General features: G+C 71.8%; 14 protein-coding genes and 1 CRISPR repeat array. Of the genes, 9 read left to right on the top strand and 5 right to left on the bottom strand.

Translation table 11 applies throughout. From position 1 onward, the window contains the following. The 6 genes from FFT21_RS25780 to FFT21_RS25755 form a co-directional block, all read left to right on the top strand. A partial coding sequence (locus FFT21_RS25780; protein ID WP_137816518.1) for a DUF1727 domain-containing protein occupies positions 1-307 on the top strand: 307 nt, incomplete at its 5' end. Beyond that, positions 307-1,026: a type 1 glutamine amidotransferase gene (locus tag FFT21_RS25775; RefSeq protein ID WP_137816517.1), complete on the top strand. Its 720-nt coding sequence runs from the start codon at positions 307-309 to the stop codon at positions 1,024-1,026. The genes FFT21_RS25780 and FFT21_RS25775, both read left to right, overlap by 1 nt. Positions 1,027-1,158: 132 nt before the next feature. Then, positions 1,159-2,262: an Rv2629 family ribosome hibernation factor gene (locus FFT21_RS25770; protein WP_137816516.1), complete on the top strand. Its 1,104-nt coding sequence runs from the start codon at positions 1,159-1,161 to the stop codon at positions 2,260-2,262. 30 nt (positions 2,263-2,292) lie between these two features. Beyond that, on the top strand, positions 2,293-2,505 hold the full coding sequence (locus FFT21_RS25765; protein WP_137816515.1) for a hypothetical protein: 213 nt from the start codon (positions 2,293-2,295) through the stop codon (positions 2,503-2,505). A 182-nt stretch (positions 2,506-2,687) separates the two neighbouring features. Further along, positions 2,688-4,823: a catalase gene (locus FFT21_RS25760; protein WP_137816514.1), complete on the top strand. Its 2,136-nt coding sequence runs from the start codon at positions 2,688-2,690 to the stop codon at positions 4,821-4,823. A gap of 422 nt (positions 4,824-5,245) precedes the next feature. Beyond that, positions 5,246-6,187 carry a LacI family DNA-binding transcriptional regulator gene (locus tag FFT21_RS25755; RefSeq protein ID WP_371856864.1) on the top strand — a complete coding sequence of 314 codons (942 nt, stop codon included), beginning with the start codon at positions 5,246-5,248 and terminating at the stop codon, positions 6,185-6,187. 4 nt (positions 6,188-6,191) lie between these two features. Here FFT21_RS25755 and FFT21_RS25750 read toward each other — a convergent pair whose 3' ends face one another. Continuing rightward, on the bottom strand, positions 6,192-6,680 hold the full coding sequence (locus FFT21_RS25750) for a hypothetical protein (RefSeq protein WP_137816512.1): 489 nt from the start codon (positions 6,678-6,680) through the stop codon (positions 6,192-6,194). Positions 6,681-6,766: 86 nt separating this feature from the next. Continuing rightward, complete coding sequence (locus FFT21_RS25745; RefSeq protein WP_225978764.1) at positions 6,767-7,609, bottom strand: lipase family alpha/beta hydrolase; 843 nt, start codon at positions 7,607-7,609, stop codon at positions 6,767-6,769. 365 nt (positions 7,610-7,974) lie between these two features. On the opposite strand from FFT21_RS25745, the gene FFT21_RS25740 reads away from it, so the two are divergent. Beyond that, positions 7,975-8,925: an acyl-CoA desaturase gene (locus FFT21_RS25740; protein WP_137816511.1), complete on the top strand. Its 951-nt coding sequence runs from the start codon at positions 7,975-7,977 to the stop codon at positions 8,923-8,925. Between the two features lie 54 nt (positions 8,926-8,979). On the opposite strand, the gene FFT21_RS25735 is transcribed toward FFT21_RS25740, so the two are convergent. Together FFT21_RS25735 and FFT21_RS25730 are read right to left on the bottom strand one after the other, a co-directional pair. After that, complete coding sequence (locus tag FFT21_RS25735; protein ID WP_137816510.1) at positions 8,980-9,399, bottom strand: CBS domain-containing protein; 420 nt, start codon at positions 9,397-9,399, stop codon at positions 8,980-8,982. A 99-nt stretch (positions 9,400-9,498) separates the two neighbouring features. After that, complete coding sequence (locus tag FFT21_RS25730; protein ID WP_137816509.1) at positions 9,499-10,923, bottom strand: NAD(P)/FAD-dependent oxidoreductase; 1,425 nt, start codon at positions 10,921-10,923, stop codon at positions 9,499-9,501. A gap of 309 nt (positions 10,924-11,232) precedes the next feature. Here FFT21_RS25730 and FFT21_RS25725 point away from each other — a divergent pair, with 309 nt between their 5' ends. Both FFT21_RS25725 and FFT21_RS25720 read left to right on the top strand, forming a co-directional pair. After that, the gene (locus tag FFT21_RS25725; protein ID WP_137816508.1) at positions 11,233-11,673 is read left to right on the top strand and encodes a hypothetical protein; all 441 of its coding nucleotides are present in this window, start codon (positions 11,233-11,235) and stop codon (positions 11,671-11,673) included. Positions 11,674-11,835: 162 nt separating this feature from the next. Beyond that, positions 11,836-12,336, top strand: a complete 501-nt coding sequence (locus tag FFT21_RS25720) for a DUF3830 family protein (protein WP_137816507.1) — start codon at positions 11,836-11,838, stop codon at positions 12,334-12,336. 526 nt (positions 12,337-12,862) lie between these two features. Then, a CRISPR array of direct repeats spans positions 12,863-14,359; the repeat unit is 36 nt; unit sequence GCCGCAATGGAGTCCGGCCGCGGGGGCCGGAGTGAC. A 356-nt stretch (positions 14,360-14,715) separates the two neighbouring features. On the opposite strand, the gene FFT21_RS25715 is transcribed toward FFT21_RS25720, so the two are convergent. Continuing rightward, positions 14,716-15,978 carry an aspartate aminotransferase family protein gene (locus tag FFT21_RS25715; protein WP_137816506.1) on the bottom strand — a complete coding sequence of 421 codons (1,263 nt, stop codon included), beginning with the start codon at positions 15,976-15,978 and terminating at the stop codon, positions 14,716-14,718. Positions 15,979-15,987: the final 9 nt, after the last annotated feature.

Here is a 15,987-nt window from a genome sequence, read left to right as displayed (position 1 = left end):
CGGCTGGCAGGAAATGCTCTCCGTCATCGCCGACCACCAACGACCCCTGGTCATCGCGGTCAACGCCCGCGAGGCCGACGGGTTCGACACCTCCTGGCTGTGGGACGTGCGCTTCGAACTCCTCCGCGGCCGGCACGTGATCGCCAGCGGAGAACGCGCCACCGACCTCGCCGTCCGCCTCCACTACGCGGACGTGCGACACGAACTTGTCCCCGATCCGGTGGCCGCGGTCGCGGCCGCGGGGGAAGGCACCGAAGTGATCGCCAACTACACGGCCTTTCGGGCCCTGGCCACGAGGAGCGTGTGATGTCGCAGCCGTCCCGAGTGCGGGTGGCGCTGGTGCTGCCGGAGTTGCTGGGCACCTACGGCGACCGCGGTAACGCCACGGTGCTGGTGCAGCGGCTGCGCTGGCGCAGCATCGACGCCGAGATGATCGAGGTGAGCGGGGACACCCCGGTGCCGGCGGACTGTGACATCTACGTCATCGGCGGCGGCGAGGACATCGCCCAACTCGCCGCGGTGCGGTGGCTGCAGGCCCACCCCGGGCTGCAGCAGGCGGTCGGTCGCGGTGCCGTGGTACTGGCCGTGTGCGCCGGGTTCCAGATCCTGGGCACCAGCTTCGCTGGCACGGACGGCGCCATGCACTCCGGACTCGGGCTCTTCGACGCGATCACCCGGCCGCTGTCCCGGCGGGCGATCGGCGAGATCGTGGTGGAGCCGGCACCCGGCCTGGGCATCCGCTCGCTGACCGGGTTCGAGAACCACGGTGGCGCCACCCAGCTCGGTCCGGGCGCCGCGCCGCTGGGCCGGGTGGTCACCGGCATCGGCAACGGCTTCGACGGGGCCGAAGGCGTGGTGCAGGGCCGGATCGTCGGAACCTACCTGCACGGGCCGGTGCTGGCCCGCAACCCTGACCTGGCGGACCTGCTGCTGACCTGGGCCACCGGCCGCACCCTCGACCCGCTGTCGCTGGAGGAAACCGAAACGCTGCGCCAGGAACGCCTGCAGCACGCCCGGGCCCGGTAACCGCCACGCACCAAGCCACGCCGGCCGCGAGGGTACCGCGCCGGCCCTCCCCCGGGAATGATCGACCGCTGGGCCGGGTAGTCCAGGCGGGACGACGGCGGACCCGAACGGGAGGAGGTGGAGTGAGTGGACATGACCGCCGTGCGCGGGCTGCTTTCCGCGGCGGGTCCGTTCGCCTCCATGTACCTGGACGCCTCGCACGACACCGAGGACGCGCCGCACGAGGTCGAGCTGCGCTGGCGCGGCATGCGTGACGAACTGGCCGCCCAGGGTGCCGGCGACGCCACGGTGGCCGCGCTGGACGACGCCATGCGGGCGGCGCCGGCCGCGGTCGGCCGTGCCGGGCGCGCGCTCGTCGCCGCCGGTGACCGGGTGCTCATCGACGTCCCGCTGCCGGCGCCGCCCGATCCGGCCGTGCTCCGGTACTCCCCGCTGCCGTACCTCATGCCACTGGTCGAGCACGCGGAGCCGGCGATCCCGCACGTGGTCGCCGTGGTCGACCGGGCAGGCGCCGACCTGCGCGCCTACCACGGCACCGGCGATCTCGCCGCCTCCCCCACCGTGCAGGGTGAGCGCCACCCGCTGCACCGGACCAGCGTGGGCGGCTGGAACCAGCGCCAGGTGCAGCGCCGCGTCGACGAGACGGTTCGGGAGAACGCCACCGAGGTGGCCGGCGAGATCGGCGATTTGGCCGGCAAGGTGGGCGCCGAACTGGTCGTGCTGGCCGGCGAGGTGCAGGGGCGCAGCGCGGTGCACCGCGCGCTGCCGGAGGCCTGCCGGCAGATCGCCGTCGAGGTGGAGTCCGGCGGCCGGGCACCTGGCGCGGACGGCGAGGCCGTGGAGCGGGAGGCCCGCCGCCTGGTGGCCGAGCGGGCCCGCGCCCGAGACCGGGGCACCGTCGAGCGGTTCAACGCCGAGCTGGGCAGTGGCCGCGGGCAGGCGGTGCACGGACTGGTTCCGGTGACCGCGGCGCTGCGCGAGGGCAAGGTGGCCACGCTGCTGGTGACCGACGCGGCCATCGGCGAGCGCACCGTGCGTGCCGGCGCCGAGGCGGCCCAGCTCGCCGTGGACGCCGAGCAGCTGCGCGCGCAGGGCGTGCCCGAGCCGGCCGAGCGGCGGGCCGACGAGGCGCTGCCGCTGGCCGCGGCCGCCGTCGGAGCGGAGGTGCTGATCGTGCGCGACGGCGTGCCGGACCCGCTCCAGGACGGCATGGGCGCGCTGCTGCGGTACCCCTAAGGCAAGCAGATCAGGATTCGGGGAGGAACCGTGGAACGCGGAAGCGGCAAGCACGGTCCGCGGACCGACGACGAGCTGGCGCGGGAGCTGGAGGGCACGCTGCGCGGTAACCGCACATCCCGGGCGGAGGAGTGGCGCGACCCGGAGCCGCCGGCCGACGACGATCCCGACGTGCGCCGGGCACCCGGCCGGCCGGAGGAGGAAGCGATCCAGCAACGGGAGGCCAGCGAGGAATCCGAGTGACCGGGCAAGCGGCCTCAGCGCGCGCTCCGGCCGCCTGTCACCCGCCGCCGGCAGGACCCCATAGGCAGCCGGAGCGGTACGGCCCGCTGTCGACTCCTCGACGGCGGGCCGGTTTCCGTGCATCCACCCCGGGTAGCCCGAGGGGCGGAGGCAACAGACGATCGCACGGCACGGAGGCACACATGTCGCCAACGCCCGAGGAGCGGCGCGGGCCGACCGGATCGGACCCCAAGGACCAGCAGCTGGAATCCGTACGGGTGAACCTGGAGAACTCCGCCCTGACCACCCAGCAGGGCGTGCGGGTCGACCACACCGATGACGCCCTCACCGTGGGCGAGCGCGGCCCCACCCTGCTGGAGGACTTCCACGCCCGGGAGAAGATCACTCACTTCGACCACGAACGAATCCCGGAGCGGGTGGTGCACGCCCGCGGGGCCGGCGCCTACGGCGAGTTCCGGCCGTACGACGACTGGCTGGCCGAGTACACGGTCGCGGAGTTCCTGCGCGACCCGAACGTCACCACGCCGGTGTTCGTCCGGTTCTCCACGGTGGCCGGCTCGCGCGGGTCCGCGGACACCGTGCGCGACGTGCGCGGGTTCGCCACCAAGTTCTACACCCGGCAGGGCAACTACGACCTGGTCGGGAACAACATGCCGGTGTTCTTCATCCAGGACGGCATCAAGTTCCCCGACTTCGTCCACGCGGTGAAACCGGAGCCGCACAACGAGATCCCGCAGGCCCAGTCCGCGCACGACACGTTCTGGGACTTCGTGGCCCTGCAGCCGGAGACCATGCACATGGTGATGTGGCTGATGTCCGACCGGGCGCTGCCGCGCAGCTACCGGATGATGCAGGGCTTCGGCGTGCACACCTTCCGGCTGGTCAACGCCGAGGGCCGGGGCACGTTCGTGAAGTTCCACTGGAAGCCGCTGCTGGGCGTGCACTCGCTGGTCTGGGACGAGTGCCAGAAGATCGCCGGCAAGGACCCGGACTACAACCGGCGCGACCTGTGGGACGCGATCGAGGCCGGCCAGTACCCGGAGTACGAACTGGGCGTGCAACTGGTGCCCGAGGAGGACGAGCACTCCTTCGACTTCGACCTGCTGGACGCCACCAAGATCATCCCGGAGGAGGAGGTGCCGGTCCGGCCGGTCGGGAAGATGACCCTGAACCGCAACCCGGACAACTTCTTCGCGGAGACCGAGCAGGTCGCCTTCCACACCGCGAACGTGGTGCCGGGCATCGACTTCACCAACGACCCGCTCCTGCAGGCACGCAACTTCTCCTACCTGGACACCCAGCTGATCCGGCTGGGCGGGCCGAACTTCGCGCAGCTGCCGGTGAACCGGCCGGTCGCGCCGGTCACCCACAACCAGCGCGACGGCTACGGCCAGCACCACGTCCACCGTGGACGGACCAGCTACTTCAAGAACAGCCTCGGCGGCGGCTGCCCGGCCGTCGCCGACGAGGGAGTGTTCCGGCATTACCAGGAGAAGGTGGAGGGCCACAAGGTCCGCAAGCGGAGCGAGAGCTTCAAGGACTTCTACGGCCAGGCCACGCTGTTCTGGAACAGCATGTCCGAGGTGGAACAGGAGCACATCGTCGCGGCGTTCCGCTTCGAGCTGGGCAAGGTGGAGCACAAGCCAATCCGGCACGCCGTGGTCGACCACCTCAACAACGTCGACCACGGGCTGGCCCGGCGGGTCGCCGCGGGCATCGGCGTGCCGCCGCCGGAGCGCGATGTCCGGCCCAACCACGGCCGCCGCTCCCCCGCGCTGAGCCAGCTCAACACCGCCATGGAGACCGGGGCGACCCGCAAGGTGGCGGTCCTGGTGGCCGACGGCGTGGACGGCGAGGCGGTGCGCAGCCTGGTCGACGGGCTGAGGCAGCAGGGTGCCGTGCCCGAGCTGCTGGCGCCGGCGGACGGGCCGGTGCGCGCGGCGGACGGCACCGAGCTGACCGCGGACCGGGCGCTGAACACCATGGCGTCGGTGCTCTACGACGCGGTGGTGGTGCCGCGTGGTGCGGACAGCGTGCGCACCCTCGCCCACGACGGCTATGCCAAGCACTACCTCACCGAGGCCTACAAGCACGCCAAGCCCGTCGCCGCCTACGGGGACGGCGTCGAGCTGCTGCGGCGGGCCGGACTGGAGGGGGTCGGCGCGCCGGGCGACGGTGAGGGCGTCCGGGTCGAGCAGGGCGTGGTGACCGCCGCGGCCACCGACGGCACTGTGCCCGGCGGGTTCGTCGACGCGCTGGCCACCGAGATGGCCCACCACCGGGCCTGGCAGCGGCGCACCGACGAGGTGCCCGCCTGAGCCGTCGGCAATCCGCGTCCGGGGCCGCCGGGTGGCGGCCCCGGACGCTTGACGGTGCCCCTGCCAGCCCCGGCTTTGGCGAGCCACCGTGATGTAAAGGTTTTCTGTCGTGAAGGGCCACCCGCTGCGGGTGAGCAACACCGACTCCACGGCGTCCTGCCGCGGCTAGCGACGGTTCGGTGCGCCGGTGGTGCCGCCGCGCGGGCGGCGGCACCACCGGCGACGCGCGTCACGACCAATTCGCTGAAGACGGTTACACGGCTAGGTACCATCGAGCCGTTCCGGAACGGGGAGGCGTCCGAATGACGCTGTCAAGGCGCGGCACGCGGAGCGACCGTGCGCTTCGGCCTCGCGAACGCGCGGAAAAGAGGGCTGTCGTGGCGGTGACCATCCGTGATGTGGCGCGTCAGGCGGAGGTGTCGGTGGCAACCGTCTCCCGGGCGCTCAGCGCCCCCGACCTGGTCCGGCCGGCCACCCGGGATCGGGTGCTCGCCGTCGCCGCGGAGTTGGGCTACCAGCCGAACCGCGCCGCCCGCAGCCTGATCACCGGGCGCACCGGCAACATCGGCATCGTCGTGCCAGACCTGGAGAATCCCTTCTTCACCGGGGTGCTCAAGGGTCTGCAGGCGCGCGCGCGGCAGGCCGACTACGCGGTGTTCGTCAGCGACAGCGACGAGGACCCCACCGCCGAGGCGATGCTGGTGCGGGCGATGGCCAAGCAGGTGGACGGCATCGTGCTCGCCGCGCCCGCGCTGGACGACGATCAGCTCTACGCGATCGCCGAGGACACCTCCCTGGTGCTGCTCAACCGCCGGCTGCGCGGGATCTCCGCCGCGCTGATGAACAGCGCCGCCGGCATGCGCCAGGTACTGGAGCACCTGGTGGCGCTGGGCCACCGCCGGTGCGGCTACCTGCACGGGCCGCGCACGTCCTGGTCCAACCGGGAACGGCGGCGAGGGCTGCGCGCGGCGGCCACCCAGCACGGCGTCGAACTGGTCGAGCTGGGCCCGTTCCCGCCCCGCTACGAGGGCGGGCTGCAGGCCGCCGACCTGGCCGTGGCCGCGGACGTCACCGCGATCATCGCCTACAACGACATCATGGCGCTGGGCGTGCTGGCCCGGCTGCGCGACCGCGGCATCCCGGTCCCCGAGGCGGTCAGCGTCACCGGCTTCGACGACCTGGTGTTCGCCTCGCTGTGCTCTCCGCCGCTGACCACCGTCGCCATGCCGCTGGGCCAGGCCGGCCGGCTCGCGGTGGACCTGCTGCTCGAGCACATCGCCTCGGACCGCACCGAGATCAGCCAGGTCGACCTGGAAACGCAGCTCATCGTGCGCGGCACCACGTCCACCCCCGCGACGAACTGATCTCCTACTCCGGGGGCTCCTCCGGGGTGCGCATGGTGTCGGCCACCGAACCGCCGGCCTCCTCCGCGGACTGGCCGCGGCGGGCCGCCTCGGGAAGCTGGGTGGGCTCGGCACGGCGCCGGCCGACCTCGAAGCTCTCGTCCGGCTCCTGCTCGGTGCCGGGCACCTCCTCGTCGATGGTCTCGTCGAGGTCATGCAGCGGGGTCGCGGACACCGGCCGCTCCGGAGCCGGGCCGGCGTCCACGTCGGGTTCCTCCTCGGCCAACCGCTCGTCCAGCGCCTCGCCGTGGTGTTCCTCGAACGGGGTGGTGCCGAACCGGTCCGCGGCGGTCCACCGCTCGGGGGGCTCGACGCCCTCCTCCAGCGGGTCCACCCGCAGCCGGTCCTCGTCGAGGTCCTCGCCGCTGTTCAGCGCGGCGGGATCACGTTCGATCTGGTCGGGCTGGCCGGTGTCCTGAGGCGGTGTGCCCGGGTCCTTGCCGCTGCTGGTCATGTTCCTGGCGTACCCGGAGGGCCGGCGCGTCAACCCCGGAGGACCGCCGCGTCAACCCGGCGGGCTGGTACCGGCACGGGCCGTGGTCACCGGCCGGCGTCGGCGGGCGCACCGGCGCCCAGCTCGGCGTAGATCACCTCCATCACGTCGCTGTTCACCGAGAGCGTGTTGTGGAAGACGCCGCGCACCAGCACGTTCCGCGCGGTGAGGTCGGGGTGGTTGACGCAGGCGTGCGTCGCCGGGACGACGAGCTGGTCCACGTCGCTGTAGAAGGCGACGAACCGCGTCCGGCAGCCCGGTGCCGGCTCGGCCAGTTCCCGGATCAGCTCGCTGTCCGGGCGGAGCTGGCGCACCAGCGGGTGGCAGGTCAGCAACCGCGCCACGAAGGTGCCCTGGTGCGGGGTGCCCAGGGTGAACAGCGTGTCCACCCGCCGGTCGCCGCCCAGGCGCTGCACGTAGTAGCGGCCGATCAGGCCGCCGAGGCTGTGCCCCACCACGTGCACCTTCGGCGCGCCGGTCTCCGCACAAACCTGCTCCACCCGCTTGGCCAGCGCCTCGGCGGCCAGCCGCACCTCGGTGGTCAGCGGGCTGTAGTTCATCGCCACCAGGTGACCGAATCCTCTCCTGCGCAGCCCCCTGCGGAGCAGCGTGAAGACGGCGCGGTTACACGCGAATCCGTGCACCAGCAGAATCGGTATCTGCCTCGCGTCGATCTCCGCGGCGTCCCGCGGAGGAGACGCGGCGTTTCCTGGGGGCTCGTCGACAATGTCCGGGGCACCGAGATCGGTACGTTCGTCGCGGAATCCGATGGGAAACAGCGCGACCTGTGCGATTGTCCATGCCGCTTCCAGCACGACACCGCGCAGCAGCGCGACGCGGCTGGCCGCCGGGGGAACGGCCATGTTGACGAGGGCGCCCGCCTTGCGCATGGTGCCCACCTCTTCGGGGTTGTTTTCAGCGCCCGCGGTGGGGCCACGGAACGCCGGTTTGTAGTCGGGGGTGCTCCGACGTTAGAAACCTTCTCGCAACAATGTCAACGGCTTCCTTGACCCGATGCTGATTCGCGGCAATGTCATCTATCCGGTCCGAGAACGATCGTGTACGGACGGTACGAAAATCGCCGATCAACCGGCCCGCGGCCGCCCGACCGGGTCGGTCGGCGTGCGCGCGGCCCGAAGTTCATGGTTCATTGGCATCCGGTTCGTCGGCGCGTGGCGGCCCGTGCGCCCTGGCCCGGTACACCTGGACCCGAGGCCCGAGCGGAACGAGGCTCCACCGGATCGAGGGTTTGGTCATGATCGCAGCGGTGCCCGAAACGAGGCGACCGGACGAGGCACGCGGGCCACGGCCCCTGCTCGCGGGCAGGCGCACGCTGGCCGCGCAGACCGCCGTCTACGCCTTCATCGTGCTGCCCCTGCTCGCGTTGCTGGTCGCGGTTCCCGCCGCCTGGGGCTGGGGACTCGGTTGGGCGGACGTGGTGCAGGCAGCCGCCTGGTACACCGTCACCTGCCTGGGCGTGACCGTCGGCTTCCACCGCTACTTCACGCACGGCTCGTTCAAGGCCAGGCGCCCACTGCGGATCGCGCTCGCCGTGGTGGGCAGCATGGCGGTGCAGGGACCGATCCTGCACTGGGTGGCCGACCACCGCCGGCACCACGCCTTCTCCGACCGGGAGGGCGACCCGCACTCCCCCTGGCTGTTCGGCACCTCCCCCGCCGCGCTGGCCCGAGGGTTCTGGCATGCGCACATGGGCTGGCTGCTGGACCGCAACCTGACCAACCAGCAGCGGTTCGCGCCGGACCTGCTGGCCGACCGGGACATCCGGCTGGTGCACCGGCTGTTCGGGCCGCTGACCCTGGCCACCCTCGGCCTGCCGGCGGTGATCGGCGGGGTGATCGCCGGCACGTGGTGGGGCGCGCTGACCGGGTTCTTCTGGGCCGGCCTGGTCCGCGTCGCGCTGCTGCACCACGTGACCTGGTCGGTGAACTCGATCTGCCACATGATCGGCGACCGGCCGTTCACGACCAGGGACCGGTCGGCGAACTTCTGGCCGCTCGCCGTCCTCAGCATGGGCGAGTCCTGGCACAACCTGCACCACGCCGACCCGACCTGCGCCCGGCACGGCGTCCGGCCCGGTCAGATCGACATCTCCGCCCGGCTGATCTGGATCTTCGAGCGGCTCGGCTGGGTCTACCGGGTGCGCTGGCCGACGCCGCAGCGGCTGGCCCGGTTCACCGCCCGCTGACACGGGCCGGGGCAGCAGGTCGCCGTCGCCCGCCGCCCCGCGCCAGCGTGGTCGTCAGCGGTTGGCGGAGATCTCCTCGACCACCTTGCCGGTCCGCTGCTCCGGGACCTGCCGGGCCACGTCGGCCTGGGAGATGATGCCCACCAGCCGCTTGTTCTCGATCACCGGAACGCGCCGGATCTGGTGCCGCGACATGATGTCCATCACCTGCTCCATCGGCGTGTCCGCGTCCACGCAGATCGGCTTGCCCCTGGCCAGGGCGCCGGCGGCCGTCTCGGCCGGGTCGCCGTTCTCGGCGATGCAGCGCACCACGATGTCCCGGTCGGTGAGCATGCCCTTGAGCCGGTCGTCGTCGCCGCAGATGGGCAGCGCGCCCACGTTGAGGTCGCGCATCATGCGGGCCGCCTCGGCCAGGGTCTGGTGCTCCCCGACGCACCGGCACTCGCGCGTCATGACCTCTCGTGCGGTAGCCATCCCTGCTCCTTTCCTCCGCCTGGTCAGACCTACGACCGCGGGGTTCCCCGCCGGCCGGGGCCTAACCAGGGCGGAGCGGGCCGGGGATGCGCGCATCGGTCAGCCGCGCCGGGCGGTCGACTCCTGCTCGCCCCGAGCCTCCTCACCGGCCGGCTGCCGGCCGTCCTGCTGGATGGCCGGGGACGCGCCGTGGATCGCGGGCAGCCGGTCGGCCTCGGTGAGGCTGATGCCCCTCTCCGGGACCAGCCCGAACTCCACCAGCCGGCGCGGCCCGAGCGCCTCGGTGATCCAGTCGGCGAGCACCCGCAGCCGGCCCCACGGCAGCACGAGCAGGTAGTAGGCCCGGGTGATGGCCTTGGCCACCGGTCCGGTGATCGGCACGTGCAGCGGGTCGGCCACGGCCTGCATGCCGCCGAGGTCAACGGTGAATCCCAGGTCGCGGTGCCTGTACGGGCGCCGCCCGCCGTAGCCGAGTGCCGCAGCGAGGTTGCGCGCGGCGGCCTTGCCCTGCCGCTGCGCGTGCTGCGCGGTCATCGGCGTGATTTCCCCGGGGCGGGTGAGGTCGGGGACGGCGGCCGCGTCGCCGATGGCGTACATCCGTTCGTGGCCGGGCACGGTCAGGTACTCGTCCACGGTCAGCCGGCCCTTGGTGGTCTCCAGGTTGAGCGCGCCGATCAGCGGGTCGGGGCGCACGCCGACGCACCACACCACGGTGTGCGTGGGGATCTCGCTGCCGTCGGTGAGCCGGGCGCAGGTCGGGGTCACCTCGCTGACGCTGGTCGAAAGCCGCACGTCCACGCCGCGCCGGCGGAGCACCTTCAGCGCCGGGCCGGACAGCCGCTCGTTGAGCCCGGGCAGCACCCGGTCGGCCACGTCGATGAGGATCCAGCGGGCACCGGTGTCGGCCAGGCCCGGGTAGTGCGGCAGGGCGTCCCGGGTGAGCAGCTGGCCCTGGGTGACCACCTCGGTGCCGGTGTAGCCGGCGCCGACCACGACGAAGGTGGTCCGGGCGGCCCGCTCATCGGGATCGTCGGTCTGCTCGGCCAGCTCGAGCTGGCGCAGCACATGGTCGCGCAGGTAGATGCTCTCCGCGATCGACTTGAAGCCCTTGGCGTGCTCGGCCACCCCAGGGATGGACAGCAGCCGGGTCACCGCGCCGCAGGCCAGCACCAGGTAGTCCCAGTCCACGCAGCGCTCGTCGCCCTCGGTGTCGACCATGGTACAGGTCCGCTCGGCCACGTCGACGCTGGTGACGGTACCGAGCAGGAACCGGGTGCGGCGCAGTTTGCCGCGTACCGGCACGGCGACCTGACGCGGGTCCAGGATGCCGGCGGCCACCTCGGGCAGCAGCGGCACGTAGAGCATGTAGTCGGCCGGGTTGACCGCGACCAGTTCGGCGGCGTCCTCGGGAAGCAGCTTCTCCAGCCGGCGCAGGCAGTGGTAGCCGGCGAACCCGGTGCCCACCACGAGAATCCGCGGCCGGCGGCGTTCCGATCGCGTTGACAGGTTTCCGACAGTGCGCATAAACGGCTCTCGGAGTCGAGTTGTCGGGGCGGACCGGAGGGAGATCCATGGTCGGTCGCACCACCTAGGTACCCCTGGCATGGGTGCCGAAACCCGCAGTGCCTGTTCCCGAACTCGCCCCGGCGCGTTCCTATGGTCGTCATCGCAGGTACGTCCAGTTCCGGAACAGGCCCCCAGAGGTGATGATCACGATGCTCCCCAAGCCCCGCGGCTGCGCGGGACCGGCCCGACGATTAGCGTCGGCAGATCGATAGCGGCCGGTCCGGTGCGGACCGGTCAAGGACGTTCCACGCGAGGAGGCAGCTCACCATGCGATCGCCCATCAAGATCCGCCACCTCCCGGGCAGGTTGGCGGCGGGCGCCTTCATCCTCAACTCCGGGTTGAGCAAGCGCAACGCGGACGAGGAGACCGCCAAGTCGCTGCACGGCATGGCCGCCGAGGCCTACCCGTTCCTCGGCTCCATGGAGCCGACGCAGTTCGTGAAGCTGCTGTCCACCACGGAGATCGCGCTGGGCGTGGCGCTGCTCGTGCCGGTACTGCCCACCGGCCTGGTGGCGCTCGCGCTGTCCGCGTTCTCCGGCGGCCTGGTCGGCCTGTACCTGCGGGTGCCGGGCATGCGGGAGCAGGGCAGCCTGAAGCCGACCCAGCAGGGCCTGCCGCTGGCCAAGGACTCCTGGCTGCTCGGCATCGGCACCGGCCTGGTGCTGGACTCGCTGGGCCGGCGGCGCGAGGCCAAGCGGGCCGGCTGACCGCGACCTCGGCGAGCGGCGCGGCGGCGTGTCCCCAGCCGATGGCGGCGCCGCGCCGCCGACACCACCAGGTAGCGCGGATTGTTGACAATCCGACGTCCTCCCGGCACGCTTCGGCACGGACCGAGCTTGTGCGCGCTCGCAGTGGAAGGGGTCTGCTCCATGTCCAGGCGCATCACCATCTCGTTGGACAAGCGCGGCGTGAGCTGCGTGGCCCGCCTGCTGGACGACCTGGCGCCGCGGACCTGCGCGGCGGTGTGGGACGCCCTCCCGCAGAGCGGCGACGCCTACCACGCGAAGTACGCCCGCAACGAGATCTATGCGTTGCTGCCGGCGTTCGCGCAGCCCGGGCCCGGCATGGAGAACCCGACGGTCACCCCGATCCCGGGGGACGTCTGCTACTTCGGCTTCGAGCCGTGGCAGATCGGCAACGCCGCCTACGGCTACAACGAGGGCAGCCAGGCGCACAGCGGCGAGCACGTGGTCGACCTCGCGCTGTTCTACGGGCGGAACAACCTGCTCATCAACGGCGACCAGGGCTGGATACCCGGCAACGTGTTCGCCACCATCGAGGACGGGCTGGACGAGATCGCCAGGGCCGCGCAGGACATGTGGCTGCGCGGCGTCGAAGGCGAGACGCTGACCTTCCGCCGGGCGGAGTAGCCCGCGCGACGCCGGCCGGTTGCACCCTCCCCTCGTCCTCCTCCCCATCACCTTCACAACCCGCTCTCAGGCGGTCGCGGGCGGTGCGCTGGCTGGCGGATGTAGACCCAGGGCGCTACGGGCGGTGCCCTTCAGCGCCGCGCCCTTCGCCACCGTTGCTGATGCCGCGAGTCTTGATCTCGGTCAGTTCATAAGTGAGCACCCACCCGCCCTGATGCATCACCCAGTCAGCGCCGGCAGCACACCAATCCTTACGGGTGGACGCTGCTGCACCAAGCCCCGCGAGTGCTGCGATTAGCCAGAAGAACCAGAAGCTGAAGATATGTAGCCCGATGCCTTTAATCCAACCAATGACCGAAAATCCGATGAGAAAGATTACGAGACCGGTGGTCCCTGCTTTGACGGTCCCGTACCAACTGGCCCGGGGGATACCGGGGGAGGCGCGGCCTACGGCCGCAATGGAGTCCGGCCGCAGGGGCCCGGAGTGACATGACGGCGGCGGCCACATCACCCTCGCCATGCACGAGCCGCAATGGAGTCCGGCCGCAGGGGCCGGAGTGACCTCGTCGCCCACCAAGTCGCCGACCACTGGGTGCAAACGCCGCAATGGAGTCCGGCCGCGGGGGCCGGAGTGACTAGGTGCGCGTGCGTGCGGTGGTGCTCGGTATCGGGGCCGCAATGGAGTCCGGCCGCGGGGGCCGGAGTGACCAGCTACGCCACCACCGGGCACCTGCTTCACGTCCTGGCCGCAATGGAGTCCGGCCGCGGGGGCCGGAGTGACCGGCGGATGTGAGCTTGGATCTCCGGCTGCCCGTAGCCGCAATGGAGTCCGGCCGCGGGGGCCGGAGTGACCGAGTCGAGTTCGAGCGGGACGGGCAGGCGGATGTTGCCGCAATGGAGTCCGGCCGCGGGGGCCGGAGTGACCAGGGACCACAACGCGATTGGATGCGAGAGCTTTGGGCCGCAATGGAGTCCGGCCGCGGGGGCCGGAGTGACCGGCGACCCGGACCAGCGGCTGCGTCTGGTTATCCCCGCCGCAATGGAGTCCGGCCGCGGGGGCCGGAGTGACCAGGAAGTGCGCGCGTCTATCCGTTCGATGTCCTCTGCCGCAATGGAGTCCGGCCGCGGGGGCCGGAGTGACCAGCGAGCAGGCGTTCCGGGCGAACAAGATCCTAATGAAGCCGCAATGGAGTCCGGCCGCGGGGGCCGGAGTGACCGGGCGGAGATGGACCAACCGCATTACCGGGGTTTCGAGGCCGCAATGGAGTCCGGCCGCGGGGGCCGGAGTGACCGGATGCGGGGCCGCAGTGCGTCCGGGGTCAGGCGTCGGGCCGCAATGGAGTCCGGCCGCGGGGGCCGGAGTGACGTCTGAGGCATGGGTCAGCACGATCACGCATGGGCTGCCGCAATGGAGTCCGGCCGCGGGGGCCGGAGTGACCTGGACAGCCTGGACACCCTCGCCCGCCAGGTGCTGCCGCAATGGAGTCCGGCCGCGGGGGCCGGAGTGACTCGCGCCCAACTCGACAGCCTCATAACCAGCAGACGGCCGCAATGGAGTCCGGCCGCGGGGGCCGGAGTGACGGACTCGGTATGCGTGGGGCCCCGGGAGGTCGACCTGCCGCAATGGAGTCCGGCCGCGGGGGCCGGAGTGACGTGGTCCGGCTTCGCCGCGGGGACCCGCCGGTCCCGGAGGCCGCAATGGAGTCCGGCCGCGGGGGCCGGAGTGACGTGCAACGAGGTGCATCAAGTGGCGTGCCGGTATGCAGGGCCGCAATGGAGTCCGGCCGCGGGGGCCGGAGTGACCTCCTGGACCTGCTCACCCGCCGGTACCACGGCTGGTCGGCCGCAATGGAGTCCGGCCGCGGGGGCCGGAGTGACGTCCACAGCGACCAGCCCAACCCCACGAGGCTGAGCCGCAATGGAGTCCGGCCGCGGGGGCCGGAGTGACCACCCTAAGCGCGAACGTCTGGCGTTTGGAGGACTTCGTGCCGCAATGGAGTCCGGCCGCGGGGGCCGGAGTGACAGCTCGGCTGATTTGGCCGGTCTGACCTGCGGAAATGTAGCACGTTGCGAGCAACCCCGGAAGAGGGATCTTCGACGAGGTCAACAAGCCTCCACTGAATCGCACAAGATGACCCTGACCTGCATGCGAGCATCTACGCCTGACGGTGTCGGCACCGGGATGCTCGCAGAGATCAAAACCAACAGGTGGCGCGCGGCGGGCAGCCAGGCGTGCCCGAGCGGCGCCACCACGACGTCCTGCGGGAGAGTACCGATCGCCGCTGGTGTTGAAGAGCTCTTGCCCGAGGCGCGGGTGAGAAGGGTGTCGACGTTCTGGATGCCCTGCGGGAATTTCTCCGGGGGCGGCCAGGAAGCCGCTCACTCGCCGGCGGCGACGGCGGCCTTGACGGAGTCGGACCAGATCTGGACCGCCTCGTCCACCTGCTCGGCGTCCACCACCAGCGCGGGGATCATCCGCACCACGTTCATCCACGCGCCGCACATCAGCAGCAGCAGTCCCCGCGCGGCCGCCTCACGCTGGGCGCGCTGCGCGGTCGCGGTGTCCGGCTTGCCGTCCGGGGTGGTGAACTCGGAGCCCACCATCAGGCCCAGCCCACGGACGTCACCGATGACCGCGTGCTCCCGGGCCACCGACCGGGCGCCCTCGATCAGCCGCTGCCCCATGGCGGCGGCGTTCTCCACCAGGCCTTCGTCCTTGATCACGTCCAGGGTGGCCAGCGCCGCCGCGCAGGCCACCGCGTTGCCGCCGTAGGTGCCGCCCTGCGAGCCCGGCCAGGCCTTGTTCATCAGTTCCCGCGGCGCCGCGATCGCGGACAGCGGGAACCCGCTGGCCAGGCCCTTGGCGGTGACTACCACGTCGGGGCGGACGCCGAAGTGGTCCAGCCCCCAGAACCGGCCGGTGCGGCCGAACCCGGTCTGCACCTCGTCGGCGACCAGCAGGATGCCGTGCCGCTCGGCGCGCTCCCGCAGGCCGGCGAGGAACTCGCGGTTCGCCGGTACGTAGCCGCCCTCGCCGAGCACCGGCTCGACGAAGAACGCCGCGGTGTCGGCCGGCGAGCAGGCGGTGGCGAACAGGTAGTCCAGCTCGCGCAGGGCGAACTCGGTGGCCGTCCGCTCGTCCCAGCCGTAGTGGTAGGCGTACGGGAACGGGGCCACGTGCACCCCACCCATGATCGGGGCGAACCCGGAGCGGAACCGGGTGCCCGAGGTGGTCAGTGACGCCGCGCCCATGGTGCGGCCGTGGAAGGAGCCCTGGAAGACCACCACGTTCGGCCGGCCGGTGGCGTGCCGGGCCAGCCGCAGCGCCGCCTCGACGGCCTCGCTGCCGGAGTTGACGAAGAACAGCGAGTCCAGCCCCTCGGGCAGCACCTCGCCCAGCCGCTCGCACAGGGTGAGCAACGGCCGGTGCATCACCGTGGTGTACTGGCCGTGGATCAGTTTGCCGACCTGCTCCTGGGCGGCCCGGACCACCCTGGGGTGGCAGTGCCCGGTGCTCGTCACCCCGATGCCCGCGGTGAAGTCCAGGTAGCGGCGTCCGGACTCGTCAAACACGTGCACGCCCTCGCCGCGGTCGACGAGCACCGGGGTCGCTTGCTTGAGCAGCGGTGACAGCTGGGCCATGGCAACGTC

This window comes from Gandjariella thermophila (assembly GCF_005405885.1).
In the GTDB taxonomy this organism is placed as follows: Bacteria; Actinomycetota; Actinomycetes; order Mycobacteriales; family Pseudonocardiaceae; genus Gandjariella; species Gandjariella thermophila.
Note: the sequence above shows the minus strand (reverse complement) of the source record. Positions and strands in the feature narration are given on the sequence as shown.

Excerpts from the sequence above, each read along its gene's own strand:
- FFT21_RS25720 (WP_137816507.1), top strand. The coding sequence starts at position 11,836 with ATGTCCAGGCGCATCACCATCTCGTTGGACAAGCGCGGCGTGAGCTGC.
- FFT21_RS25750 (WP_137816512.1), bottom strand. The coding sequence starts at position 6,680 with ATGACCAGCAGCGGCAAGGACCCGGGCACACCGCCTCAGGACACCGGC.
- FFT21_RS25725 (WP_137816508.1), top strand. The coding sequence starts at position 11,233 with ATGCGATCGCCCATCAAGATCCGCCACCTCCCGGGCAGGTTGGCGGCG.
- FFT21_RS25740 (WP_137816511.1), top strand. The coding sequence starts at position 7,975 with ATGATCGCAGCGGTGCCCGAAACGAGGCGACCGGACGAGGCACGCGGG.
- FFT21_RS25775 (WP_137816517.1), top strand. The coding sequence starts at position 307 with ATGTCGCAGCCGTCCCGAGTGCGGGTGGCGCTGGTGCTGCCGGAGTTG.
- FFT21_RS25730 (WP_137816509.1), bottom strand. The coding sequence starts at position 10,923 with ATGCGCACTGTCGGAAACCTGTCAACGCGATCGGAACGCCGCCGGCCG.
- FFT21_RS25770 (WP_137816516.1), top strand. The coding sequence starts at position 1,159 with ATGACCGCCGTGCGCGGGCTGCTTTCCGCGGCGGGTCCGTTCGCCTCC.
- FFT21_RS25745 (WP_225978764.1), bottom strand. The coding sequence starts at position 7,609 with ATGCGCAAGGCGGGCGCCCTCGTCAACATGGCCGTTCCCCCGGCGGCC.
- FFT21_RS25715 (WP_137816506.1), bottom strand. The coding sequence starts at position 15,978 with ATGGCCCAGCTGTCACCGCTGCTCAAGCAAGCGACCCCGGTGCTCGTC.
- FFT21_RS25760 (WP_137816514.1), top strand. The coding sequence starts at position 2,688 with ATGTCGCCAACGCCCGAGGAGCGGCGCGGGCCGACCGGATCGGACCCC.
- FFT21_RS25735 (WP_137816510.1), bottom strand. The coding sequence starts at position 9,399 with ATGGCTACCGCACGAGAGGTCATGACGCGCGAGTGCCGGTGCGTCGGG.